The organism is Alcanivorax sp. HI0083 (genome assembly GCF_001635175.1).
Genome location: NZ_LWFX01000558.1, coordinates 1 through 732, shown reverse-complemented (window position 1 = coordinate 732; position 732 = coordinate 1). Strand labels below are relative to the sequence as shown.

Here is a 732-nt window from a genome sequence, read left to right as displayed (position 1 = left end):
CATCAATGTACGGAAACGGAAGTCATTGCGAATGCTGTCGAAGCCGAACTTTTCCGCCTGCTTTTCATAGAAGGCCACGCGGGCACTCTTGATCAGTGCCTTGGACGGCACGCACCCGGTATTCAGGCAGTCGCCACCCATTTTGTGTTTCTCTATCAGGGTCACTTTCGCTTTGACGGTGGCGGCAATGTAGGCGCTGACCAGCCCGCCAGAGCCTGCGCCAATCACAATCAGGTTGCGGTCAAACTGTTTGGGTTTTTTCCAGCCCTTGTACACGTTGCGTGACTGCAAGCGGGCCATGATCGCCTTGGCTATCCAGGGGAAAATACCCAGCAGCACAAAGGCGCCCAATAACTGAGGCGACAGTAACCCCCCCAGGCTGCCGATCTGGCCAAGTTGGGTGCCTGCATTCACGTAGACCGCCGTGCCTGCCAGCATGCCCACCTGGCTGACCCAGTAAAAGGTGCGCGCTTTGATGGGGGTGAGGCCCATAACCAGATTGATAATGAAAAACGGGACAACAGGCACCAGACGCAATGTGAAAAGATAAAATGCGCCTTCTTTTTTGACTCCCTCATTGAGTTTTTTCAGCCGTTCGCCAAAGCGATTCTGCACCGTGTCATGAAACAGGAAACGGGAGGCGAGAAACGCCAGGGTAGCGCCCGCTGAGGAGGCAAAGGACACCAGTGCCAGGGCAATCCAGAAGCCGAACAGGGCCCCGGCGGCCAGCGT

The 732-nt window shown here is 56.1% G+C and carries 1 protein-coding gene; it reads right to left on the bottom strand.

Annotated features, from left to right (window positions below; all coding sequences use genetic code 11):
• Positions 1–732 (bottom strand): TVP38/TMEM64 family protein (locus A3754_RS05665; RefSeq protein WP_197468488.1); only part of this gene is annotated, 732 nt, incomplete at both ends.